Below are 608 nucleotides of genomic sequence, written 5' to 3' on the forward strand. Positions count from 1 at the left end.
TTTAATTAAAAAAAACATCGATAGATGATAGAGAGTCGTAACAAATGGAGTTAAGTGAGAGAACCATAGAAAGTATTGATGAAATACTAAAGAAAATATTAAAAGATGGAAGTTGTTCTGTTCATGACACTGGTACAAGCCCAGACATAAAAAGAAAAATAAAATCTAAAAAAATATGTAAAGCATTAAATTTAATAAGACTTAAATCTAATAATCAATACGAACTTGACGAAAAGGGAATACTTGTCATTCAAGACGGCGGAATTGAAAACTATTTGAACAATCTAAGACTTGACCGAGATTTAGAAAAAACCATAAAAGACCTTACAAAAGAAAATTTAGAAAATCAATTTAAACACAATATAATATTTGTTTGTCTTGGGGGTGTTATAGGACTTCTAACAACAGCCATAACAATGGCGGTGCAACCAGATAGCGCAAAACAATATATAAACAAAATAAATGAAATGGTAGAGCAAGATAAGCGGATTTCCAAAGGCCTTCAAACTGATATCCAACAAATGCGTTCAGAAATAACTTCTTTAAAAAAGCAAATAGATTCTTTAAGAAACGCATCGGATAATAAAACTAAACACAACAACGTGTAT

1 protein-coding gene is annotated in these 608 nt (G+C 29.9%); it reads left to right on the forward strand.

The window, feature by feature from the left end; genetic code table 11:
* Positions 1 to 44: 44 nt before the first annotated feature.
* A partial coding sequence (locus PW52_RS16435) for a hypothetical protein (RefSeq protein WP_044634078.1) occupies positions 45 to 608 on the forward strand: 564 nt, incomplete at its 3' end.

The organism is Neotamlana sedimentorum (genome assembly GCF_000943565.1).
GTDB lineage: Bacteria > Bacteroidota > Bacteroidia > Flavobacteriales > Flavobacteriaceae > Neotamlana > Neotamlana sedimentorum.